At 72.7% G+C, this 22,876-nt stretch carries 19 protein-coding genes and 1 other RNA gene; 5 read left to right on the top strand and 15 right to left on the bottom strand.

Features of this window, described 5'->3' with window-relative positions; translation table 11 throughout:
- Positions 1 to 107 precede the first annotated feature (107 nt).
- Both AOM01_RS04305 and AOM01_RS04300 read right to left on the bottom strand, forming a co-directional pair.
- Positions 108 to 1,034 (bottom strand): aldose 1-epimerase family protein, encoded by a 927-nt coding sequence (locus AOM01_RS04305; protein WP_062289450.1) that lies wholly within the window; start codon positions 1,032 to 1,034, stop codon positions 108 to 110.
- Positions 1,027 to 3,951: a DUF5107 domain-containing protein gene (locus AOM01_RS04300; protein WP_062289447.1), complete on the bottom strand. Its 2,925-nt coding sequence runs from the start codon at positions 3,949 to 3,951 to the stop codon at positions 1,027 to 1,029. The genes AOM01_RS04305 and AOM01_RS04300 overlap by 8 nt, the downstream gene beginning before the upstream one ends.
- A 122-nt stretch (positions 3,952 to 4,073) precedes the next feature.
- Here AOM01_RS04300 and AOM01_RS04295 point away from each other — a divergent pair, with 122 nt between their 5' ends.
- Entirely contained in the window at positions 4,074 to 5,279 is a 1,206-nt protein-coding gene (locus tag AOM01_RS04295) for a cellulase-like family protein (protein WP_062289444.1), read from the top strand.
- A gap of 3 nt (positions 5,280 to 5,282) precedes the next feature.
- Here the strand turns inward: AOM01_RS04295 and AOM01_RS04290 are convergent, their stop codons facing one another.
- From AOM01_RS04290 to AOM01_RS04255, 8 genes are all read right to left on the bottom strand, one after another.
- A complete protein-coding gene (locus tag AOM01_RS04290; protein WP_228374207.1) occupies positions 5,283 to 6,176 on the bottom strand; it encodes an AraC family transcriptional regulator in 894 nt (297 codons plus the stop codon).
- Positions 6,173 to 8,458 (bottom strand): beta-galactosidase, encoded by a 2,286-nt coding sequence (locus AOM01_RS04285; RefSeq protein WP_062289441.1) that lies wholly within the window; start codon positions 8,456 to 8,458, stop codon positions 6,173 to 6,175. Before AOM01_RS04285 ends, AOM01_RS04290 begins: the two co-directional genes overlap by 4 nt.
- Positions 8,459 to 8,611: 153 nt before the next feature.
- Positions 8,612 to 9,256 (bottom strand): TetR/AcrR family transcriptional regulator, encoded by a 645-nt coding sequence (locus AOM01_RS04280; protein ID WP_062289440.1) that lies wholly within the window; start codon positions 9,254 to 9,256, stop codon positions 8,612 to 8,614.
- Positions 9,253 to 10,596 (bottom strand): MATE family efflux transporter, encoded by a 1,344-nt coding sequence (locus tag AOM01_RS04275; RefSeq protein WP_062289437.1) that lies wholly within the window; start codon positions 10,594 to 10,596, stop codon positions 9,253 to 9,255. Before AOM01_RS04275 ends, AOM01_RS04280 begins: the two co-directional genes overlap by 4 nt.
- A 1-nt stretch (position 10,597) precedes the next feature.
- Positions 10,598 to 11,590, bottom strand: coding sequence for a phosphotransferase family protein (locus tag AOM01_RS04270; protein ID WP_062289434.1), 993 nt, complete (start codon positions 11,588 to 11,590; stop codon positions 10,598 to 10,600).
- A gap of 110 nt (positions 11,591 to 11,700) precedes the next feature.
- Positions 11,701 to 11,925, bottom strand: coding sequence for a hypothetical protein (locus AOM01_RS04265; RefSeq protein WP_062289431.1), 225 nt, complete (start codon positions 11,923 to 11,925; stop codon positions 11,701 to 11,703).
- Positions 11,926 to 12,038: 113 nt separating this feature from the next.
- Positions 12,039 to 14,198 (bottom strand): DEAD/DEAH box helicase, encoded by a 2,160-nt coding sequence (locus AOM01_RS04260; protein ID WP_062289427.1) that lies wholly within the window; start codon positions 14,196 to 14,198, stop codon positions 12,039 to 12,041.
- A 249-nt stretch (positions 14,199 to 14,447) separates the two neighbouring features.
- The gene (locus tag AOM01_RS04255) at positions 14,448 to 15,290 is read right to left on the bottom strand and encodes a helix-turn-helix transcriptional regulator (RefSeq protein ID WP_062289425.1); all 843 of its coding nucleotides are present in this window, start codon (positions 15,288 to 15,290) and stop codon (positions 14,448 to 14,450) included.
- A gap of 123 nt (positions 15,291 to 15,413) precedes the next feature.
- On the opposite strand from AOM01_RS04255, the gene AOM01_RS04250 reads away from it, so the two are divergent.
- Complete coding sequence (locus AOM01_RS04250; RefSeq protein WP_062289423.1) at positions 15,414 to 16,196, top strand: SDR family NAD(P)-dependent oxidoreductase; 783 nt, start codon at positions 15,414 to 15,416, stop codon at positions 16,194 to 16,196.
- A 46-nt stretch (positions 16,197 to 16,242) separates the two neighbouring features.
- On the opposite strand, the gene AOM01_RS04245 is transcribed toward AOM01_RS04250, so the two are convergent.
- Together AOM01_RS04245 and AOM01_RS04240 are read right to left on the bottom strand one after the other, a co-directional pair.
- A complete protein-coding gene (locus AOM01_RS04245; RefSeq protein WP_062289420.1) occupies positions 16,243 to 16,587 on the bottom strand; it encodes a type II toxin-antitoxin system PemK/MazF family toxin in 345 nt (114 codons plus the stop codon).
- Complete coding sequence (locus tag AOM01_RS04240; protein ID WP_062289417.1) at positions 16,577 to 16,804, bottom strand: ribbon-helix-helix protein; 228 nt, start codon at positions 16,802 to 16,804, stop codon at positions 16,577 to 16,579. Before AOM01_RS04240 ends, AOM01_RS04245 begins: the two co-directional genes overlap by 11 nt.
- Positions 16,805 to 17,322: 518 nt before the next feature.
- Here AOM01_RS04240 and AOM01_RS04235 point away from each other — a divergent pair.
- Positions 17,323 to 17,766 (top strand): hypothetical protein, encoded by a 444-nt coding sequence (locus AOM01_RS04235; RefSeq protein WP_062289414.1) that lies wholly within the window; start codon positions 17,323 to 17,325, stop codon positions 17,764 to 17,766.
- 424 nt (positions 17,767 to 18,190) lie between these two features.
- Here the strand turns inward: AOM01_RS04235 and rnpB are convergent.
- An RNA gene (rnpB, locus tag AOM01_RS04230) (RNase P RNA component class A) lies at positions 18,191 to 18,567 on the bottom strand.
- 96 nt (positions 18,568 to 18,663) lie between these two features.
- Here rnpB and AOM01_RS04225 point away from each other — a divergent pair.
- Positions 18,664 to 19,860, top strand: a complete 1,197-nt coding sequence (locus AOM01_RS04225) for an aminotransferase class I/II-fold pyridoxal phosphate-dependent enzyme (protein ID WP_062289412.1) — start codon at positions 18,664 to 18,666, stop codon at positions 19,858 to 19,860.
- Here AOM01_RS04225 and AOM01_RS04220 read toward each other — a convergent pair.
- Positions 19,850 to 21,232 (bottom strand): glycoside hydrolase family 30 protein, encoded by a 1,383-nt coding sequence (locus AOM01_RS04220; protein WP_062289409.1) that lies wholly within the window; start codon positions 21,230 to 21,232, stop codon positions 19,850 to 19,852. The genes AOM01_RS04225 and AOM01_RS04220 overlap by 11 nt on opposite strands.
- Before the next feature lie 74 nt (positions 21,233 to 21,306).
- Between AOM01_RS04220 and AOM01_RS04215 the strand changes: the two genes are divergently transcribed.
- Entirely contained in the window at positions 21,307 to 22,080 is a 774-nt protein-coding gene (locus AOM01_RS04215; protein ID WP_062289406.1) for a YaaA family protein, read from the top strand.
- On the opposite strand, the gene AOM01_RS04210 is transcribed toward AOM01_RS04215, so the two are convergent.
- The gene (locus AOM01_RS04210; RefSeq protein WP_062289403.1) at positions 22,077 to 22,862 is read right to left on the bottom strand and encodes an SDR family NAD(P)-dependent oxidoreductase; all 786 of its coding nucleotides are present in this window, start codon (positions 22,860 to 22,862) and stop codon (positions 22,077 to 22,079) included. The two genes, AOM01_RS04215 and AOM01_RS04210, sit on opposite strands and share 4 nt — an antisense overlap.
- Positions 22,863 to 22,876: the final 14 nt, after the last annotated feature.

The raw sequence follows: 22,876 nt of genomic DNA, 5'->3' as shown, positions 1-22,876 counted from the left end.
GCGCATCCCCGGAACCACGCGGGCCGTGTCGGGCGATTCGTATGAAATCGCAGGATTCGTGCGCCCGGCCGCGAGCGGGTGCGGCGACCGTGCGCACGGATCGTGCGTCAGGCCACGTCGAGACCCCGGATGCGGAAGGTCGCGGTCGCTCGCCCGCCGGGCCGCACCACCAGCAGGTCGCGCTTCGAGTTCAGGGCGTCCGGAGGGCACGTCATCGGCTCGAGCGCGATCCCCGCCCGTGGCGGCCCCGCGCTCGGCATGTCCGCGGTGTACGCCTGGATCCATCGGTACATACCGTCGACCGCGAGCTCGACACCGTCTCCCCTCGCGGTCGTGAGCCGCGCCCTCGCCCAGCCGTCCGCGTCGCGCCGCAGCGCGGTGAAGGCGTGATTGAGCGCCGCGCTCCCGATGACACGAGGCTCGCGGAAGTCGAGCACACCGCCGTCATGGCGGTCGATGTGGATGATGCGGTCGGGCAGCAGGCGGTCCCGCGTCACCACCATCGCCGCGTCCGCCGGGAGTTCGAGGGTCCACGCGTCGATCGCGTCGCGCACGGCGGGACCCGCGAGCAGGTACGGATGCACACCGAGCCCTAGCGGTGCGCTGTCGTCCGACACGTTTTGCGCCTCGACCTCGTGGGTCAACCCGTCCGCACCCACGGTCACCGTCACGGTGAGGGCGAGCCGCCACGGGAAGCCGTCGCGCGGCTCGAGTGTCGCCGCGAGCACCACCCGGTGCGCGGCGCCGTCGCGCCGCACGAAGGGGAGGTTCGCGACGAGGCCGTGGTTCGCGGTCCGGCGCGCGGGCTCGTCGATGGCGAGACGATGCATGTGTCCCGCGAACTCGTACGTCCCGTCGGCGGTCCGATTGGGCCACGGTGCGAGCAGCGCCCCGCGCATGTCGGGGCGCTCCACGTCGGCGCCGAACGGGACCACCAGGTCCCGACCCCGGTACGTGAGCCGTCGCAGGCTCGCGCCCAGACCCGCGACGGACGCCTCATAGTCGCCCGCGGCGATCGCGTGCTGGTCACTCACGGGCGAACAGGAGCAGCTCGGGCAGGCTGGTCGCGAAGTAGTCGGTCACGCCGTCCTCGCGCACGGGCGCCGGGGGCGCGTAGCGGGCCCGCGCCTCGCCCAGGCCGCGCGGCGGGTCGGTCACGGCGAGGCCCAGAGCGGCGTGGGTGCGATCCCAGGCCGCGAGCGCGCGACCCTCGCCGCCCTCCCACGGGTGGAAGGCGCGCGAGGTGAGGATCGCGAGCGCCTCCTCGGCCCGCCCGACGGCGACGAGCAGCTCGACGTACTCGATCGTGAGGTCGTCCCTGGTCAGCACCAGGGCCGCGTGGGGCTCGAGCGCCGCGAGCCGGTCCCGTGAGGACTGGCTGAGCCTGGCCGCGAGCTGGTCGCGCTCGAACAGAAGCCGCGCGTCCCCCGGCGCGGCGGAGACCGCCCGACCGTACCGCTCCCACGCGAGCGCATCGTCCCGCGCGATGGTGTACGCGGCGAGACCCGCGTTGCGCAGCAGGACGGGATCCTCGAGCCCCAGGTCGATGGCGACCTCCCACTGCGCTACCGCCTCCTCGCGCCGTTGGGCGTCGTAGAGGAGCATGCCGAGCAGGGAGCGCGCGACCGCGTCGGCCGGATCCGCCGCGATGGCGGCGTCTAGCGCGTCGAGCGCATCCAGACCTGCCGGGAAGGCGAGCGCCCGGTCCGAGCGGCGCGCGGCCTCCCGCCGCGCCGCGGCCTCGGCGGCCCTCCCCCCGCGGTCGAGCATCGCGGCGGCCAGATAGTGCGCGACGGGCCGGATGTTGCCCGCACCGGTGACGGGCGCAGCGATCGCGGCATCAAGGGCCCCGAGCGCGCCCTCCGCCTCCCCCGCCTTCGTGAGGTCCAACGCGACATCCACGAGGACCCCCGGGTCCGCGGCGACCTCCAGGCCGGCGAGCACCCGCAGCGTCGCGTCGAGGAGATCGGACTCGAGCGCGCGGTCGAGCACGAGGGCGGCCTCGCCGGGACTGCCGAGCCGTCGTAGGACGATCGCCCGCACCGCAGCTCGCCGCGCGTCGTGCCCCACCACGCCGTCGAGCGTGTCGAGCACCCGCAGCGCGGCACGGTTGCGGCCGTCGCGGGCGAGCAGGCGCGCGAGCTCGAGACCGGCCGGCACCGCCCACGTGCCGTCCCAGCCGGCCTTCCCCAACGCCCGCTCCGCCTCCTCCAGCCGACCCAACCGGGTGAGAACGAGACCTGCCAGGTAGAACGCCTCAGCGTCGACGGGGTTCGCGTTGCGGCGGGTGAGCCGTGCGAGGGCGCGCTCGACCCGAGTGAGCGCCTCCGCGTAGCGTCCCGCGCGGTAGAGCCGGTCCGCGACCGCGAGGAGCGTAGGGACGTGGCCGGGGTCGCGACGCAACGCCTCGTCCCAGTACAGCAGCGGCTCGCGCGTCGGGTGGCGGTACTGCGCGAGGTGAAGCCCGGTGAGATACAGCTCCTCGACGCTCTCCGTCGCCTCGGGAGCGGCAGGTTCCTCGGCGACCCACGGCTCCGCGTCGGGGACCTCGACCGGCTCCCACCGCACCAGCAGCGTCCCGTCTGCGTCGCGCAGCTCGAAGGCGGCCTCGGCGCGCGCGACCCGTGCCTCGAGAGACCCCACCTCCCCGGGAACGAGGTCGACGGCGCGTTCGGCCACCACCGTCCTGCCTCGGAACATCCGCGCCACCGCCCCCCGCTGGGGCGAGGTGACCGCGAAGGTGGCCACGGCATCGTCCCCTCCCGTGACGTTGACCGCCGCGTCCGGCGTCGCCTGATGCGCCGCGCCGATCGCGGGGATCGGGAACCAGTGCTGGGTGAACACCTTGGTCTCACCGGGCAACAGCCAGCTGAAGTCGGGCTGGTTGTCGGTGTAGACGCCCGCCATGAGCTCGACGTACGGGCCATCGCCGTCCGTGAGCTGCTCGTCCCACGCGTGCCCGAACGGAGCGTTCCCCCAGGTCCACTGCTTCTTGCCCGGAGCGAGCCGCCGCTCGGCCCAGTGGACGAAGCCCGCTCCCGCGGCGTGGTCGTAGCCCCCGAAGAAGTCCTGCTGCGAGTCCACGATCATGTACGAGGTCGGGACCGGGATATTCCGGTACCAGTCGAGGCGGTCCGCGCCGGGCGTCGCCTCAGCCAGCGACGGGTAGTCGACGTTGTAGTACGGCCGGTCGGCCTCCGGGAAAGCGGTGAGGGCGCGCCGCGCATGGTCCGCGACGTAGCGCACGTCCTCGGGGAAGAACGACTGGTAGTCGTCGTGGACCCGCGCCGCGACGTTGGCCCACCACAGGAAGGTCTGGCGTTCGCTCGAGCGGTTGTGCACCCTCACCACCAGCTCGACCACGGAGCTGTCGGGCCGCAGCCGGATGCCGTGCAGGGCGGACATGCGCGCGAAGGGGTCGTGGTCGTAGCACCACGCGGTGACGGCGCCGTCCGGACCGATCTCGATCGACGTCTCGACGGGCAGGTACGTGGCCGGACGGTGGTGCTGCGGCCAGTTGAACTCGACGCCGCCGCTGATCCACGGCCCCGCAAGCCCCACCAGCGCGGGCTTGATGACGTTGTTGCGGTAGAAGAAGTCGTAGCCGGTGGTCTTGTCGTACCCGATGTGGATGCGACCGCCGAGCTCCGGGAGCACCATGAGCCGCACGTAGGCGTTCTCGAGGTGGATGGCCTGCCAGTCGCGCGTCACCTGAGAGTCCGCGATCGACTCGGTGAACGGCAGCGGGTACACTTTCCCGCTCGAGCCCTGGTAGACGCGACGGTCGAGGTACATGGGGTATGGGCTGGGCTCCCCCGCCTCGTAGGTGCGGATGGGCACGGGCTGCTCCCACGCGACGGCACCGCCGTCCGCGAGGGCGGCGGCGAGGTGCGCGGGGGCGTCGGGGAGGACTATCCGCGCCTCATCATGCTGAGCGTCGTTGCCGGTCATGACTGCAACCTAGACGCGCGCGCAAGGCTCGCCCATGGGCGTTCGCGCGCCCGGCATGGACGAAGCGACGATGCGCGGGCCGGGTAGCGCCCGCGGCCGCACCGGTCGCGTAGCGTCGCGGTGTGCCGACCGCCACCGACCGACTCGCGATCTCCCTGTGGGACTTCTCCTGGTACACCCGCGCCGCGGACGTGTACGCCGACCTCGACCGTGCCGTCGAGGAGGCGGTCGAGCGCGGCTACAACGCCCTGCGGATCTGCGCCGCGCCGCTCTACCTCGCGGGAGGTCACGACCTCCCGGAGGCGCTGACGCTCACGGGCATGGGTGAGGGCCGCGGCGCCGGGACACGCTGGTACGACGTCCACACCCCCGCGACGGTCCACCTGCGCAAGCGACTCTTCGAGCTCCTCAACGCCGCCGCGCGCCGCGGCATGCGGGTCATCCTGTCGAGCTGGGAGCACCAGCAGTCCCCGGCGTTCGCCGCCGACGACCGCTGGTGGCGCGCGATCGACGCCGTGCCGCTCGAGGAGCGGCTACGCCGCCTCGCGAGCGCCACCTCGGCCCTGCTCGGGGACATCCGCCGTGCCGGCCTCCTCGACGCCGTCGCCTTCGTGGAACTGCACAACGAGGTCGACTTCTCCCGCGTCCCCGCAACCCCGGACGCGATCGACGAGGCGATCACTCTCGTGTCGCGCGACCACCCCGACGTGCCGGTCACGGTGAGCTACGGAAGGCCGCCGCACCTCGACATGGCGTCGCTGCCGGCCTCCCTGCAAATGGGCCAGTTCCACGTGTACGCGTACGGCGTCCTCGACGCGCTGCAGCGGCGCATCGACGTGCGCGACAGCGGCACCGCGGGCTTCCCCAACCCCGCGCTCTCCGAGCTCCTGCGCGAAGGCTCACCCACCTTCGAGCAGTACGGCCGTCCCGAGCCCTGGCGCCTCGAGGCGACCGTGGTGACGGACCAGATGCTCTACACGTACGACCACGTGGACCCCGTCCGATGGGACCTCTGGCTCTACGACCACTACGGCGAGTTCCGCGCGCTCATGCACCAGGAGATCCGCGCACGCGTGCGGGCGATCGGCGCGTGGGCACGGCGTGCGTGCGTGCCGTTCGTCATCGGCGAGGGCTGGGTCGGGTACACGCCGCTCCACAGCACGTTCGAGGACGGGCCCGTGGGCAAGGACCTCGCGGAGGCCGGCATCGCGGAGACGGTCGACCAGGGCGCGTGGGGCGCCGTGACCACGTCCAACGCCGCCCCGCACCACCCTCATTGGGTGGACGTCGCCTGGCAGCGCCGGGCGACCGCCATGATCCGCGGGTAGCGCTCAGCCCTTGCGCAGCTCGCGGTACTCGCTGGGGCTCATCTCGTGCGCCTTGCGGAACTGGCGCGAGAAGTACAGCGGGTCCGGGTACCCGACCGCCGCCGCAACGTCCGCGATCCGCATCGAGGTCGAGTCGAGCAGCTGGCGCGCCGCGGCCATGCGCCGGCTGGTCACGTACGCGAGCACCCCGGCGCCCGTCGCGCCCCGGAACAGCGCGGACAGGTGCGACGCGGACACGCCCACCATCGCCGCGAGGTCCGCCACCCGGATCGACCCGTCGAAGCGCTCGTCGATGTAGCGCATCGCGCGCCCCAACGGGTCGCCGCGCTCGGGCATCGCCCGGTCCACCGCGACCTGCGTGAGGAGCTTCCACGCGCAGCCGGCCGCGCCCACCAGCTGTGCCGCCGCGACCGATCGCTCGAGCGTGGTGACCATCTCCTCGAGCAGCGCCACCGCGCGCTCGGGATGGCGCAGGGTGGCGACGGGCCGCTCGAGCGTGAGGCCCGTCGCGGCGACCAGCTCGGCGACGTCGGTGCCGCGCAGGTGGCACCACCAGATGGTCCAGGGCGCTGCCTCGGAGGCCTCGTACCGGTGCGGCACCCCGCCGGGGATCACCGCGACCGCCCCCGCACCGACGCCGGTGCGCACCCCCGCGACCTCGACCCACCCGGAACCGCTCACGCACACGATCAGGATGGTCTCCGCGACGCCGTGCGGCCGTGCCCGCGCGTGGAACCGGGCCGCCGGGAAGAACCCGGCGTCGGTGACCACGAGCCGCCGGGTGACGGGGCGGCGGAGCGCCTCGGTGACGCGCGCCCGCTCGACCACGTGCATCCGCTGATGCACGAACCCGTCGACCTGCTCCACGAGGACATCGTGCCAGGCCTCCCGGGTCATGCCAGCGCGATCGTCACCACGGGCCGCGCCACCGCGGAGCGCAGCTCGAGCACCGGCGCGGACCCTGCCGGCCGGACCCGCCGGTCGACGTGCACCCCGGCGGCGGGGTCCCATGCGAACGCGCGCAGCGTGAGCCCGTGAGAGCGGATGGCCTCGCGGTGCGGCAGCAGGTCCACCTCGAGCGGCCGCCCCGACCAGAACTGGTCCGCGAGGAGCGTCTCGCCCGCGTACAGGCGCAGCGCGTCCCCGGTCCAGTCGAGTTCGAGCATCAGCTGCTCGACGTCCTCGAACCAGGCGTCCTCGATCGCGACCGGGACCGGATCGAGCGCCGCGAAGTCGCCGTCGGTGGGCGCGGAGAGCCGCCCGGAGCGCGGATCCCTGCGCACGGGCGCGGTGACCGGCTCGGGTCCCGCTCCGAGCGCGACGGTGTGGGGCGAGGGTCCCGCCGGCACGGCGTGACGGGTGAACGGTCCCGCGGTCCCGCTGGCGTCGGTCGCGAGCGCCGGCACCGCCAGGAGGGACGATGCTCGGGCCGGGGGCGCCATGCGGAAGCCGGCGGCGTCGAACCACGCCTCCCCGTCCCACAGCAGCACGGTGTCGCGACCCTCGATCTCGCCTCGCCAGACCGTGTCCGCCTGGGCCGCCGCGAGGAACACCAGGTCGGTGTCGCCGACCGTCACCATGCATCCGGGGCCGGGCGGACCCTCGGGGCGCATGATCTCCGTCGCGCCGTCGCGCTCGACCTGGAGCTCGACGTCGATCCCGTCCGCGGCCGCGAAGATCACCACGGTCCGGTCGCCCACGCGGATCTCGGTGACGGGCTGCGCGGTGACCGTGAGCGCGGGGATCGATCCGAAGGGCTGGCGCAGCGGCCAGATGGCCGCGGTGCCCGCCGGCACCCGGGTGGGCCGCGTGGGGACGGTGACCGTCGCATCGTCCACCCGGACCTCGAAGGCGACGTCCTCGAGGTCGGGCAGGGGCGCGACCGCGGGCTGGTGGGTGTTGAGGAACAGGAAGCCGCGCCCGCCGTCGGCACGGACGGACCAGCGCGGTCCACCGTCCGCGGGCGCGGGAAGGGTCACGGGCAGCGGTGCAAGCACATGTCCCCACGAGCGGAGGAACTGGTGCTGGCGGCGCAGCGAGTGGAAGTGCGGGCGCTGCCGGCCGTGCGCGCTCAGCGGGGCGAAGAAGTCGTAGTCGCGGACCGGGACGTCGTTGGGGTAGCCGGTCGCGTGCGACTCCTGCGTGGTGGACAGCGCCGCGATCGCGTGGGTGCCGCCGTGGTAGAGGTAGTAGCCCTGCCAGGCAGAGCCGGAGCCGAGCTTGGTGAGCGCGAGCGCGGCCACGTCCGCGGGGTCGACGTGGGGGCGACGGTGGTACGCGACCGTCATCCCGCCGCCCAGCTCGCACGTCGCGTAGGGCCACGGGTCGCCCGCCCCGAGCGCCGCATCGTCCCCCACCACGGCGCCGTGGTCACGCAGGTCGGCGCCCACGGTGAGGTCGTCGCGCGCGGCGGAGAAGGTGAAGTGCGTCGCGCCGAACGCGGGCCATTCGACGTCGGACTCCTCCCAGAAGCCGTCGGAGTAGCCGGCGTACACGGGCAGCACCGCGCGCGGCGGGAGCTGCGCGCCGCCCCAGCCGGTCGCGGTCCACAGGCTCGCGCGCATGCCCGCCTCCTCGGCGAGGCGGCGCAGGGTGGCGAGGTGGGCGGGCTGGTCGTAGAGCTCGTTGTCGACCTGGATGCCGATCACGGGCGCGTCGGGGGTGTCTGGTCCGTGGAAGAGGCCGCGGGTCTGCTCGGCGATGCCGGCGAACCAGCGCCGCACGTGGACGAGGTAGGCGGGGTCGTCGGTGCGGTGGGCGACGGGCAGCGCCTGGAGCCAGTCGGGGAAGCCGCCGTTGCGCGTCTCCCCGTGGGCCCACGGGCCGATGCGCAGGATCACCTTCAACCCCACGCGGTGGGCGGTCTCGACGAAGGTGCGCACGTCGCGGGCGCCGTCCCAGCGCAGGTCGCCCTCCGTCTCCTCATGGAGGATCCACAGCAGGTACGTCGCGACCACGTCGACGCCGCCGGCGCGCATCTTGCGCAGCTCGCGCTCCCACCTCTCGGGCAGGTCGCGGCTGAAGTGGTACTCCCCCATCACCGGGATCCACGGGACGCCGCCGCGCTCGAGGTGGGTCGTGGTGACGGTGATCGCGGCCCCCGTGCCGGCGGGGTCGCCCATGTCGAGCGGGGCGGGTGCGGCGGGCGCGGGTGCGTTCGCGCGGAGCTGGTGGACCATGGCGCCTCCTTCGGCCCTGGGGGTGCGACGGCGCACGCCGGGCGATCCCGTCACACGCTAGCGGCGCCGACCCCGCGCGGTTGATGCCGGATCGCGCGGCCGCATGGACGGATCGCGTGTCGCGTGCGCGAGGCGCGCGCGAGGCGCGCGGGGTCAGCCGGCTCGCAGGTCCGCGGCGATCACCTGCGCGAGCCACGCGCGCACCCGGCGCGGGATGTCCACCGCGTCAGGATCGAGCAGCCACTGGACCTGCAGGCCCTCGATGAGGGCGATGAGGTCGGAGGAGAGCCCGTCGAGGTCGACGCCGGGCAGGAGCAGCCCGCGCGACGTCGCCTCCTCGAGCGCGTCGTCGATGTCGTGCCGGAGCCACCGGTAACGGTCCGCGAAGTAGCCGTGCGCGGGGTGATCCGCGTCCGCGGCCTCGGTCGACAGGGTGGCGAACAGCGCGATGAGCTCGCGCTGGGTGACGTTGTGCTCGAGCACGCGCATCAGGCGCTCGAGGTAGTCGATGCCGTCCGTGCGGGCGTCGCAGCCGGCGAAGAACCGCTCCCCGTTGACCCGGTCGCGCTCCTCGAGCACGGCGGCGAGCAGCGCCTCCTTGGTGGGGAAATGATGCTGCAGGCCCGCGCGCGAGACGCCGCAGGCCGCCGCGATCTGCACCATCGAGGCGCCGCGGTAGCCGCCCGCGGAGAACGCGGCGAACGCCTCGCGCAGTATCTGCGCACGGCGGCGGTCGCCCTTGGCGTAGGCGCGCTGGCGTGCGGCGATGGGGCCCTCATCCTGGGGCGCGGCGGTCATGGCGCGCCTCGCAGGCCGCGGGACCGCCGCAGCAGCATGAGGGCGACGGCAGCGGACAGCAGCTCGCCGAGCGGCAGGGCGACCCAGATGCCGGTGGGGCCCAGCGTGGACAGGGCGATCACCAGCGGCAGCTTGATCGCGACCACGGTGCCGACGGACAGCGCGTAGGACGGTCGCGCGTCTCCCACCGCCTGGAACAGGCCGGAGACCAGCGGCGCGACCCCGGAGAACATGAACCCGATCGCGATGATCCGCAGCGCCGTCACCGCCGTGTCGCGCGCCTCGCCCGGGTCGAGGAAGAGCGCCGCCAGCGGTTGCGCGGCGAGCGCCACGGCGAGTCCGGCCACCGCGCCGTAGAGGACCGTCGCGCGGGTGGACAAGGCGGCCGCGCGCGCTGCCCGCGGCCACAGTCCCGCGCCGGCCGAGAAGCTGACCGCGGGCTGGGTGCCCTGGGTGATGCCGATCTGGGGCATGGTGACGAACGTCTGCATCCGGGCGCAGACCGCGAATGCCGCGAGTGCGGCGGCGCCCGCGGCGGCGAGCGAGGAGTTGACCACGGCCACGACCGCGGTGGCCCCGACGCCCGCGAGGAACGACGGCGCGCCGATGCCGACCATGGACCGCAGCGTGTCGCGATGAGGGCGCAGGTGCGCCGCGGCGATCCGGTAGGGGCGTTCGCGCTGGCCGAAGAAGAACCACAGCGCCAGCGCGGCCGAGACGGCCTGGCCGCCCACCGTGCCCAGCGCCGCCCCGGTGACCCCGAGGTCGAGCCCCAGGATCAGCACCGGGTCGAGCACGATCTGCACCACCACCGCCGTCACCCAGATCAGCGTGGAGTACCCGAGCCGGCCCTCCGCGCGCACGATCGCGGAGAACCCCGTGGACACCAGCGCACCGGCGAGGATCACCGCCGCGTACGGGCGGGCGTAGGGCAGCGTCGCGTCCGTGGCGCCGAGCATCCGCAGCAGCGGATCGAGGAACGTCAGCCCCAGGACGGCCGTGACGCCCGCGACCGTCCAGAACAGGGCGAGCGCGTTGCCCGTGGCGCGTGCCGCATCGTCCGGCCGGCCCGACCCCAGGGCGCGGGAGACCAGCGAGGCCGCACCCACCCCCACCGTGGTCGAGACGGCACCCACCAGCAGGAGGAGCGGCGTCGCCAGCGTCACCGCGGCGAGCGCCGTCTCCCCCACCATCCGCGCGACGAACCACGCGTTCGTGAGCGCGTAGACGCCGTAGATGCCCACCGACGCCGTGGTGTTCGCGCACGACCACCACAGCAGGCGCCCGAGCGGGCGCGTGCCGAGCTCCTCCGCTCGGGTGCCGGTGGGCGGGGCGGCCACGTCAGACCCGCACGTGCCCGAGCGCCGCCATCACGCGGTCCAGCTCGGTGCGGCCGAAGTCGTACACCTGGGTGTCGGTGTGGCCGCGGTACTTGGTCTCGACCGTCATGATGACCGCGAGGTAGAGCGAGTACAGGCGGCGCCGGGTGCGCTGCGCGGGCGTGAGCTCGCCGAGCCCGAAGCCGGCCATGAAGTCGGTCGGGTCGTCGAAGCCGGCGAGGTCCAGGCCCGTGAGGCCCGCCTCCATGAGCGGGTCGCCGTAGAGGGCACGCTCGTGATCGAGGATCGCGACGATCCGTCCGTCGCGGATCATCGAGTTCTTGGTCCACAGGTCGACCTCGATGAGGCGCGGCTCGGTGACCTCGTCGAGCGCGTCCGCGTGGGCGGCCAGCACCTTGCGGATGACGTCGGGATCCCAGCCGAGGTCGATCTCGACCGCCTCGCCGTCGCGCAGCGTGGTCTCGACGGCGTCGATGAAGGCCTCGCGCCACGTCGCGAAGCCGGGCCCCTCGAGGGGGCCGAAGTGGGGACCCACCACGGTGTTGATCTCGCGGTTGAGCGCACCGAGCTCGCGATTGCCCGCCGCGATGGTCGCGGCGTCGAGCCGGCCGTCCGCGGCGGCGAACCCGAAGTTGTCCGCATCCACGAACTCCATGAAGAACAGGTCCGCGTCGACGACCTCGTGCGTGAGGTCGACGTGGTCGATGCGCGGGACGGGCACGGTGGTGTGCTCGGCGACCAGCCGCATCGCCTCGAGCTCGTTGCGCATCATGCCGTGCTCGCGGGTAAGGACGGCGACGTCCGCGGGGGGCGCGATCTTGAGCACGGCCTCGCGGCCGCTGCGCAGGCGGATGCGGTACGCGACGTTGAACCAGCCCTCGGTGATCTCGGTCGCGAAGTTCTCGCCCTCGGGGACCTCGCCGGCGCCGTAGGCGCGCGCGATGAGCGTCTTGAGGGTGTCCTTGGACTGGCGGTTCTTGGTGAGGCTCTCCATCGAGTCTCGCCCCTTTCTTGCGGGTGCGTCGGGACGATGCGTCGGTGCACCGATCGCGCCAGCGTACAGCAAACCGGCAGGGGTGCCGGTTTTTCACACCCGGATGGGCGTCAGGGCGCGACGCAGCCCTCGCCGTCGGTGATCGAGGGGACGCCGATCGCGATGAGCCCACGCGCCAGCAGCGTGCAGTCCTCGTCCCCACCGGCGCTCGCGGCGGCGGCGCCCGCCAGTCCCGCGGCGAGGACGATCCCGGCCGTCGCGACGGCGGCGACGCGCCCGCGCGTGTCCCACTCGGCGCGGCGTCGCGTCCCTGCAGACGGGCGTGAGGATCGCATGGGTCGACTCTTCCGCGCGGGCGGGTGCGCGCGCATCACCCGGGAGGATGGGATCGCCCTCCCCCATATGCGGTACTCCCCTGAGGGCGGACCTCAGGGTGTCGCCGCTCCTCCTAGTGCAGGCCCTCCGCCTCGAGCGCGTCCGTCAGGAGCGCGACCAGCGCGTCGAGCTGGACGTCGCTGGAGGACTCCCCCTCCTCGATCGCGACGCCGTCGAGCGCCTGCGCCGCGAGGCCCGACTTGCTGTCGATGAGCTCCGCGATCTTCGCGTCGATGGTCTGCGCGGCGATGATGCGCCACGCGGTCACCGGCTCGGACTGACCGATGCGGTGGATCCGGTCGATCGCCTGAGTCTGCTCGGCGTCCGTCCAGGACAGCTCCGCGAGGATGAGGTTGGACGCGACCTGGAGGTTGAGCCCGACGCCGGCTGCCATGAGCGAGCACACCACCACCTGCACCTCGGGGTCCTCGGTGAAGGCCTTGATGTTCTGGGCGCGCGCCTTCGCGGTCTGGTCGCCGCGGATCGAGGCGTAGCGGATGCCGCGGTCGGCGAAGATCTGCTCGGCCTGGTCCATCACGTCGACGTGCTTGGCGAAGAACACCACCTTGCCCACGTTGCGCGCGAGCTGGACGGCGTAGTCCGCGGCGAGACCGGCCTTCGCCTGGCCGATCTTGCGGACCATCTCGAACACGTTCTCGCCCTTGCGCTTCGAGCTCGAGTCCTTGAGCTCGGCGGCGGCGATGCGCCGGGCGAGGTCGAGATCGATCCCGTCCTCCGGGTTCGCCTCGCGTCCGGCGGTCGCGCGCCGGTAGCTCTCGACCATGCGGGCGGCGAGCGCCGTCTCGGCGGCGCGGATGGAGCGGCCGAGCGGGCCGTCGAGCTCCACCGGCAGGTCCGCGACGCGACGGGCGGGGATGTCCTCCGCGACGTCGACCTTGCGCCGGCGCACGATCCCCTGGTCGACCACGGCGGTGCGTGCTGCCGCGTACCAGCCGGCATCCGTCGGGATGAGGCCCGTGTCCTCGAGCGCGGTCATGAGGCCGCCGAGCGGCTTGTCCTCGTCGATCCAGCCCAGGAACTGCCAGATCGCGCGGAAATCCTCGATGTCGTTGATGAGCGGCGTGCCGGTGAGTGCCATCAGCAGCGGGCGGGCGGTGCGCTGCCGGATGCGCTCCGACAGGGCGAGCACGTGCTGCGACCGCTGCGAGCCCTTGTTCTTGATGAAGTGCGCCTCGTCGAGCACCATGCCCTTGAACCCGAGGTCGCCGAACCAGCCCACGTGCCTGTCGAGGATGTCGTAGTTGACGATGACGACGTCGGCGAACGCGTCGACCTCGTCGCCGTCGCCGTGGACCACGGTCGCGCGACGATGCGGCGTCCACAGGGCGACCTCATGAGCCCAGTTCGCCTTGACGACGTTGGGCACCACGACCAGCAGTGGATAGGCGTCGGCCGCCTGGGCGGCGATGAGGGCCTGGGCCGTCTTGCCCAGGCCCGGCTCGTCGGCGAGCAGGAAGGTGCGGTGGCCGCGCGCGGCGGCGGTGACCAGCTGCGCCTGGTGCGGCATGAGCTCGCGCCCCAACGGGACGCTTGTCGCGGTGGCGGTCAGGGCGGTCGGCTCGGGCAGGTCCATGCAGGCGCGCGCTCCGGGCGCGTCGCGCTCGAACGAACGGAACATGGTGTCGAGCAGCTCCCAGCTGGCGAGCCGCCGGGGCGCCGCGGCACGCCGCTCCTGGGCGACGCCGAAGTCGGGGGCGAGGAAGGGGTTGGCGAGCCGGTGGGCGATCGCCGACTGCGGCACCACCCGCTTGTCGGCCTCGGGCGCCGCCTCGACCGGTGCGGGAGGCTCGGGCTCGTCGGGCACGTCCCGTCCGGCCGAGCGGAGCACGGTCGCCTTGTAGGTCCGCGCGGACTCGGAGACGCGCGCGTCATCAGCGAGGAGCGCGAGCAGCGAGGTGTCGCGCGCGGCGATCTTGGCGAGGATGGTCGCGAGGCCGTCGAGCCGCTTGAGCTCCTCCTCGCGCTTGGCCAGGGACAGGTCGGGGTCGGCCTTCACGCGGGCGCGCTCCTCGCGGACCAGCAGGGCGACCACCTGGTACTTGGTGCGCACCGTAGTGCGTGTGGGAGGACGCTGGACCACGCGGTCGACGTCGCGGGCGATGGCCGCAAGCAGGGGGATCAGGCCTTCTTCGGTGGGTCGCGACGCACGCCGACGCTGCGTGCCGCCGGTGGTGCGCGTGCGACCCGATCGCCGCTGCCCTGCTCCTGCCACTACGTCTCCTCCTCGGTTCGCGGCGCATGCGCGGCGCGATGTCCCGCCCTGGAACGGCCGCGAGAACGCGGGTCCCGGTCCTCGGTGTCCTCGCGCGGACCGCGGGCCGTTCAGATGGGCCGGCGGGGCGTCGGGCGGTGCCGATGCCGAGGTGGGCGGGTACGGATCGCGCCGTGACGCGACCGTTGATGCCCCTGCATTCTATGGCGAAACTCCCGATCCGAGCGAGCAGGCGCGCGTCGCGCGCCTTCAGCGCGTCGACATCTCCTCGGCGCCCACGACCCGGAGCAGCGCCAACTTCGCGCGGCTCGCGGCGTTGTCACGGGCCGTGAACCACAGCAGGTGCTGCGAGCCGTCCGCCGTGTAGAGGTTGTGACAGAGCAGGTCGATCGCGCCGATAGCCGGATGCACGAACACCTTCGCGTCGACGCGCCTCAGGCGTACGGCCCTCTCCTCCCATAGGCGCGCGAAGTCCTCGGACGCCTCCGTGCACCGTGCCACCAAGTCCGCGAGGCGCTCGTCGTCGGGCGCGCGTCGCGCCGCCGCCATGCGCAGATCCGCGACCAGCGACTCGGCCAGCCGCGCGTGGTCCTCGGCGGGGTGCGCGGCGCGTTGCTCAGGGTCGGTGAACCACCGGTAGACCTGGCTCGATCGCGGCCACGGGAGTCCGTGGCGCTCGCCGAGCAGCGCGCGTGCCAGGGGGTTCGCGGCGAGCGTCTCCGCGAGGTCGGAGACGATCAACGCGGGGGTGTCGTCGAGGCGGTCTAGCAGCGCGAGCATCGCGGGATCGACGTGGAGGTCCGTCGCGCGCGCCGGCACGGGCCGTCCCGCGAGCCGGTAGAGGTGGTCGCGCTCGTCACCCGTGAGCCTCAGCGCGCGTGCGAGCGCACCCAGCATCTGCGGCGAGGGCTGGACCTTCGACCCCTGCTCGAGCTCCGTGTAATACTCCACCGATGCGCCGGCCAGCAGCGCGACCTCGTCGCGGCGCAGACCGGGGACGCGACGCCGCGGCCCGGGCACGATCCCGACGTCGCCTGGCGTGATGCGGTCGCGGCGGGAGCGCAGGAAGGCACCGAGCTCGGGGAGGTCCATCCGCCCAGTATGTGCCGGTCAGAGCGGCGGAAGGTAGGGGCGCCGACCCCAGGGTGAGCGCCCTCTTCTCCGCGCCCCGGGGCCACCTCAGGCTGGTTCCACCACCCCCTGAAGGAGAATCCGATGAACGACGCCACCCGTAGCCCCCTCGCCCTCGTCACCGGCGCCAACCGCGGCATCGGCCGCGCGACCGCCGAGGAACTGGCCCGCCGAGGGCACGACCTCATCGTGACGTACCGCAGCCACGCCGAGGAGGCCGCCGAGACCGTGACTGCCGTCGAGGCAGCAGGGCGACGCGCCGTCACGCTCCCCCTCGACGTGGCGGAGCCCGCGGACATCGCCCGCTTCGTGGGCGAGCTGCCGGGCGTCCTCGAGCGCACCTTCGGCACCACCACGCTCGACGCGCTCGTCAACAACGCCGGCTTCGGCGCGGACACCCGCCTCGGCCAGACCACCGCGGAGGTCCTCGACGGCCTCTACGCGACCCATATCCGCGGCGTGTACCTGCTCACGCAGGCGCTCGCCGCACCCGCGGACGGCGCGCCTCTGCTCGGGGACGGCGGCAGCATCGTCAACCTGGGCACCGGCCTCACGCGCTTCGTGCACGTCGGACGCGACGCGTACGCCGCGATGAAGGGCGCGGTCGGCGTCCTCACCGGGTATTGGGCGCAGGAGCTCGGCCCGCGCGGCATCCGCGTCAACACCGTCGCGCCGGGACCCGTCGAGACGCAGTTCTCGGGCTGGGTGGGCGACGAGACGGTCCGCAAGGTGTTCGCCGATGGCTCCGCGCTCGGGCGCTCGGCAGTGGCGACCGACATCGCCGGCGTGATCGCGTCGCTCGTCGAGCCCGACTCGGCTTGGGTCACCGCGCAGCGGATCGAGGCGTCGGGTGGCTACCGACTGTGACGGACGCGGGCGCGGGCGCGGGCGCGGCGGCTCCGGCCTAGTGGCACTACAGCGCGAGGAAGTCGCGCAGCCACATGTCGACGTCGCGCATCGTCTCCGTGTCCACCACGCCGATGACGCCCGCGAGGCGATCCCGGGTGATCGTGCGCGGCTGCTCGGTCATGGCGTAGGTGCGCTGCGGGAGGTCGAGCCGCGGGCCGCGGAGCAGAACGTGGTTCGGCCAACCACGGTCCGTCGTGGTCGCGGGCACGACGATCGCGAGCGTGTCGGCCTGCTCGAGGTAGAGGTCGCTCGCGACCACGAGCACGGGACGCCGCCCCGCCTGCTCGCGGCCGCGGACGGGGTCGAGCTCGGCCCACACCACGGCCCCACGCCGCAGGTCATCCACCATGATCGACGTCCGTCACGACCACGTCCCAGACGCGGAACTCGTCCCAGTACTCGGATCCGGCGCCGCGCACGGCACGCCCGAACGCCTCCATCCGGCGGCGGCGCTCGTACGCGTCGAGCAGGCCCTCGATGAGCCCCGCAGCGGTGACGCCGCGCTCCTGCGCGTCACGGTTGATACGGTCGCGCAGCTCCTCGGATACCTTGATCGTGGTCGCCATGCTCGAGAGTATACTGATCGGTATTCCGCGGCCGAGGAGCGGCGACATGGGGACGAGCTGGCCGATACGCCGGGTCGGCCGCCTGCGCCGCTGGCAGACAATGGAAGGCAGTGGCATATGCTCACTGCCAGGCATTTTACTAGCGCTTTGTCAAATGAGATGTGGGTGCACGTGGGTGAGTTGCGGCCCATTTGCGGCCTGTTGGCTCCGCACGGGTGCGCGTGCGCGGCCCCTGCGACCCTCGTCGCGTCAGAGGGGTCCGCGGGCGCTCTCGCATTACGTTGCGGGCACGCGTGCAGGGCCCCTCGACCCTCTGCCTTCGCCGCCCTGAGGTTTCGCCCCCTACGAACCCACGCCTCGGAGCGTCAGCGAATTGGAGGACCCAACCTGGGCGGCCCGCCACTTGCTCGGGGGCGGGCCGACTGCATCTTCCCAGGTTCCCCGCGCCAAACCGGACCAGAAGGCGCAGACTTCACTTGGCGCGGACTTCCCGCACCAATCAGGGAGGGGAAACCATCATGAGGACAACTCGCTTCAGGCTCGCCGCCGCTGTCGTCGGCACGCTCACGGCCCTATTCGCATTCACCGCACCCGCCAGCGCAGACGGCAAGCCCGTACCGCTCCAGCCGCTCCCGTCGGTGGAGAACCTCTATTACGCCAGCCTGACGCTCGCAGGCGGCACGTACGTCAACACCCAGGTCTCGTGCTTCACGGCACCGGCTGTGGTTGCCTTGCGCTGGGACATATCTGTTCCGGTCGGCGGCACCGTCGTGGTGAGGTTCAAGGCGCGCAATTATCAGGTCACCCACACCGCGACGTTCGACGAGGCGAGTGCTTGGGGTGCCACTGCCCTCTTGGACACGGCTAGCGTCGCGGCGGGCCACTTGTGGGTCTCTGTGACGCAGCCGGACGGCACGATCGTCGAACAGCACTTCACGACCCCCGCTCTCGACTGCGCGTGAGCCCCGGTCGCCGCCGGCCGAATCGCCGGGCCGGCTTGACAGCCCCATAGCTCGACATCGACGCACCCCCGCTCGGCTCCGGCTGGGCGGGGGCGCTGACACGTGCGCGCGACCACAGCCCAGATGCGTCGCGGCACCGTCTCGACCGGGTCCGGCATCCGTCCGGTTCGCCTCGCCCGAAGCACACCGTCCGGCAGGCGCTCGACACGCGCGACGATGCAACCTGTCGCCGTCTCGATGATCGCCGTCGGGCCAACTCGCTCTGCGGCGCGGTGGACGAGCTGGGGACCGGGCACGTGGTCATGGTGGCGGCGGGGTGTGGCGCTCGGATCTCCTGTCGGACAAGCACGCCGATCCTGCCGCGGACTCTGTGCGGACTGAGCAGATGTCGCAATGACATCGGGCCTGGTAATCACCAGGAAGGCGGATGAGCTGGCCGATACGCCGGGTTCTGTCACTCCGCCCCGTTACCAGGACGGAGGGGCGACCATCCATCTAGGCCCTGGATTGCTCCAGGGCTCAAGCAACCTACCCGCATGCTCGGGCGAGCAGCCCTCGAACGCATGCTGTCTGGTCTTGCTCCGGGTGGGGTTTACCTTGCCGCTCCTGTCACCAGTCGCGCGGTGAGCTCTTACCTCACCCTTTCACCCTTACCCCGCTCCCGAGGGAGAGGGGCGGTCTGCTCTCTGTGGCACTGTCCCGCGGGTCACCCCGGGTGGCCGTTAGCCATCACCCTGCTCTACGGAGCCCGGACGTTCCTCGGGACCCCCGAGAGGGTCACGCGGTCGCCTGGCCAGCTCATCCGCCCTGCAAGGATACCGGGAGCGACACCCCGGCGCATCGCACCTCGCCGTCCGTGCGGGAGGATGGAGCCCGGACCCGACCGGAGGAGCGACCATGCAGGTCTCGCGGCGCGCGCAGGCGATCGAGCCGTTCCATGCGATGGCGTTCGGCGACCTCGCGAGCGAGCTGGAGGCCGCCGGCCACCGCATCGTCCGTCTGAACCTGGGCGAGCCGGATTTCGGGGCGCCCGCCGCGGTGCGCCGCGCGATGGCGGGCACGATGGACGGGCGTCGCCTCGCGTACACGTCCTCGCTGGGCATGCCCGAGCTGCGCGAGCGGATCGCCGGCTTCTACCGCGACCGCCACGGCGTCGAGGTCGACCCCGGACGGATCGCGATCACGATGGGCGCCTCGGCCGCGCTCGTCCTCACCATCGCTGCGACCGTGGATCCCGGCACCGACGTGCTGATGGCGGACCCGAGCTACCCGTGCAACAGGCAGATCGTGCAGTCCTTCGGCGGCCACGCGCTCACGGTCCCCACCTCCCCCGCCACGCGCTTCCAGCTCACCCGTGACCTCGTGGACCGGCACTGGACCCCCGATACCGGCGTGGTGATGGTCGCGACCCCGTCCAACCCGACGGGCACCACCATCCCCCGGGCGGAGCTCGCGGCGATCTGCGACCTCGCCCGCGAGCGCGGCGCGTGGCGCCTGGTCGACGAGATCTACCTCGACACCGCCGACCGCCACCCCGACGGCAGCCCGCTGCGCACGGTGCTGGCGCACGACCCGGACGCGATCGTGCTCAACTCGTTCTCCAAGGCCTTCGGGATGACCGGCTGGCGGCTGGGCTGGTGCGTGCTGCCCGAGGAGCTGGTGGGCCCAGTCGAGCGCCTCGCGATGAACTACTTCCTGTCCGCCGCCGCGCCCGTCCAGATCGCCGCGCTCGAGGCCTTCACCCCCGCCTCGCTCGCCGAGGCCGAGGCGCGGCGCCGCGAGCTGCTCGCCCGGCGGTCGCTCATGCTGGACGGGCTCGCGCGCATCGGCCTGCCCGTCCCCTCGGCGCCGGACGGAGCGTTCTACGCGTTCGCCGACGTCTCCGCCACCGGTCTCGATGCGTGGAACTTCTGCGGACGCGCCCTGCGCGAGGCGCACGTCGCGCTCACGCCCGGCCGCGACTTCGGCGCGACCCACGGCGACACGCACGTGCGGCTGTCGTACGCGGCGTCGCCCGAGGACATCGTGGAGGGGCTCGAGCGCCTGGGGCGGTGGCTTGATTCGCTCGGAGCCACCGGACCCGTCACTCCGTAGGAGCCACCACGAAGGTGTTGAGCGAGTCCGCCGGCAGCTCGACCGCGAGCACCGAGCCGTCGACCAGGAACGTCATCATCATCGGCTCGGCGAGCGGGTTCTGCGCGACGATCACGGTCGAGCCGTCGGGGTTGCGGAACGCCAGCTGGTCGGTGTGGCCGGTGTAGGACAGGGTGGGGATCACCCGCGCGCCTCGCGCCACGAACCCGGACACGTGGCGCAGCACATGGAACTCGTGGGAGTAGCGGTGCGCGCCCGTCTCGGGATCGACCACCACGAGCGAGTTCTGCGCCCAGCCCCACCGGCTCACGCCGCCCTCGAGCAGCGCCATGTTCCAGTACATGTACGCGCGCGCACCGTGGCTGAAGAAGTGCTGCATGAGCTCCCACGCGTGACGCGCGAGGCGCCAGTCGTTGAGGCCGTCGCCGCACTCCTGCTCGGTCTGATAGATCGGGAGCTCCGGGTGATCGTGGTGCACGTGCGGCACCGCTCCCCTGCCCGCCCACTGGGCGCCCACGCCGCGGACCCACGGCGCCGCGGCCGGGTCGGCGAGCACCCGGGTGATCAGCGCATCGTCCGCACGCTCGAGCGTGCCCAGGAACACCTCGACGCCGCGCGCGTCCATCTCGGGGCCGAGGTGCGCGATGAACGTCGCGAGCCCCTCGGGGGTCCAGGTGCAGGACGGGAAGGGCTGGGCGGAGTTGAACTCGTTCTGCGGCATCACCATCCCGATCGGGATGCCCTCAGCTGCGTACGCGTCGACGAAGCGCCCGAAGTAGCGGGCGTACGCGGCGAGCACGGGCTCCTCGAGGCGCATCATGTCGGTGCCCTCGGCGCCGAGCTGGTGGTCCTCGATACCGTTGTGCACGTCGCCGAACGCGACGTGGGGCCGCGCGCCCGCGTAGTGGCCGTTGGCCTTCATCCAGGTGGGCGGGCTCCACGGCGACGCCCACACGCGCAGGTCCGGCTGGTGCGCCTGCGCCGCGTGGATGAACGGGATGAGCGTCTCGCGGTCGTGGTCGATCGAGAAGTCCGCCAGCTCGAGGTCGTCCTGCGTCTCGTCGTACGAGTACCAGTCGCGCGAGAAGTCGTTCGCGCCCACCGGCATGCGGCACAGCGACAGGTTGAGCGCGGCGCCGGGTGCGAACAGGTCGCGCAGCACCTCCTCGCGCGCCTCGGGGTCGAGCAGCGCGAGCGCGTCCCAGCCCATCTCGTTGAACGAGGCCCCGAACCCCTCGACCGCCTGCTGCGGCCGCTCGGTCTCGAGGATCACCGACGGCATCGCCGTCAGCTCGCCGAGCGCGACGGCGTCGCGCTCCTGCCAGGGGGACGATGCGGTGGTAGAGGTCCACGCGGCGGTGCGAGTGTTCATGGGTTCTCCCGGATTTGTGTGGGGCTGCGACAATTGTGCCAGATGCCGGGACGAACTCCGCCTACCCTTATCCGGTGCTCATCCTGCTCCCGCCCTCCGAGGGCAAGACCGCTCCCCTGGCCGGCGACCCCGTCGACCTCGCCGCGCTGTCGCACGCGGGGCTCGAGGGCCCGCGCCGCCGCGTGGGCGACGCGCTCGCCAAGGTGAGCGGCCAGCGCAACGCGATGGACGTCCTCGGGGTGGGCGCGTCCCTGCACCAGGAGGTCGCGCGCAACCGGACCGTGTGGGAGAACCCGGCCGGCGCATCGTCCACCGTCTACACCGGCGTGCTCTACGACGCCGCCGGCATGGCGGACTGGGACGCGGCGACGCTGGACAAGGCCGCGGAGAGCGTGCGGATCGTCTCGGCGCTGTGGGGCGCGGTCTCCCCCGCGGACCGGATCCCGGCGTACCGGCTCTCGATGGGGACGTCGCTGGGGCGGATCGGCGGGCTCGGCGCCTTCTGGAAGCGTCACCTGCGCGAGGAGCTCGAGGCGCTCGCCGACGGCGGGCTCGTGATCGACTGCCGCAGCGCCTCCTACGTCGCGGCGTACCGGCCCGAGGGCTCGCCGTGGGTCGCGGTCAACGTGCAGCGCGAGCTGAACGGCAAGCGCGCGGTGGTGAGCCACATGGCCAAGCACACGCGCGGTTTGCTCGCGTCGCACCTGGTACGGGACGATGCGCGGCCCGAGTCCGCGGAGGACCTCGCCGACGTTGCGGCCGGGATGATCGGTTCCGCGCTCGTGGACGTGAGCCTCGTGCGCAAGGCGAAGGGGCCGGACGAGCTGACGCTCGTGATCGCGGGCTAGGTGAGCGAGTACCCGCCGTCCACCGCGATGGTCTGGCCGGTCACGAATCCGCTGGTCATGAGGAAGAGGTAGGCGCGCGCCACCTCGCGGATGTCCGCGGTGCGGCCCAGCGGGATGCGCTCCTCCATCTCGCGGCGCATCGCGATCACCGTGGCGTCGTCGTGATGACGCCAGAGCGGCGTCTGCGTCCACGTGGGGGCGACCGCGTTGACGCGCACGCGCGGCGCGAGTTCGAGCGCCTTCTCCCGCACCAGGTCCACGATCTCCTCGTTGCCGGTCACGGCGGCGACCCCGTCGCCCTCGCCTGGCCTCCTGGTCGAGCCCGCGGTGAGCACGAAGGACCCGCCGTCGACCACCCGGTCCGCGAGCGCGTCCACCAAGGCGCGATTGTCCGCAACCTTGCGGCGGGCGACGTCGCGCACCGCGTCGTCGTCGTCCTCGCGGACGTGGTCGCCAAGACGCCCGCCCAGCGTGGAGACCACGTGATCGACGCGGCCGACCGCCTCGAGCAGTCGCTCGCGACCCGCGTCCGTGGTGACGTCGAAGGCGAGCGCGTTCGCCTTGCCGTGGCCCAGCGCGCCGCACTCCTGCGCCGTCGCGTGGGACTTGGCGGGGTCGAGCCCCACCACGATGACGTCGGCTCCCGCCAGCGACGCATCCACCGCGACCTGTCGCCCGAACCCCGAGGAGCCCCCGACCACCAGGATGCGCCGCCCTTTGAGCGAGTGCGGCGCGACGATGGGGTCCTCGTACTGCGACGGCGGGCGGACGGCGGTGGACATGAGGGTTCCTCTCG

The sequence above is a fragment of the Demequina phytophila genome, from assembly GCF_000971135.1.
In the GTDB taxonomy this organism is placed as follows: Bacteria; Actinomycetota; Actinomycetes; order Actinomycetales; family Demequinaceae; genus Demequina; species Demequina phytophila.
The sequence above is the reverse complement of the archived record's forward strand: the minus strand, read 5'-3'. Positions and strand labels throughout refer to the sequence as shown.